At 85.8% G+C, this 253-nt stretch carries 1 protein-coding gene; it reads left to right on the top strand.

Annotated features, from left to right (window positions below):
- A partial coding sequence (locus FPZ47_RS30920; protein WP_210420069.1) for a hypothetical protein occupies positions 1-253 on the top strand: 253 nt, incomplete at both ends.

The following is a 253-nucleotide window of genomic DNA, read 5'->3' as shown; positions in this document are numbered from 1 at the left end:
GGGCTGCGGCGGGTTGCTGTACGGCTGGGGCGGTCACGGCGGGGCCGGCGGCGACGGCGGCACCGGCGGTGTCAGCGGCAACGGCTCGGCCGGTTACGCCGGGGGTGCCGGCAGCCTCGGTGGCGGATCCACGGGCTTCATCGGCGGGTCCGGGGGGGGCGGCCGCGCGCCGCCCGGCGCCGGCGGCCGCGCCGCGGCCGGGTGGCGCGCGCCGGGCAGGCGGCGCGGCGGGGGAGCGGAGCCCCCCCCCCCC

This window comes from Mycobacterium helveticum (assembly GCF_007714205.1).
GTDB classification, from domain to species: domain Bacteria; phylum Actinomycetota; class Actinomycetes; order Mycobacteriales; family Mycobacteriaceae; genus Mycobacterium; species Mycobacterium helveticum.
This window is presented reverse-complemented; position numbering and strand designations above follow the sequence as displayed.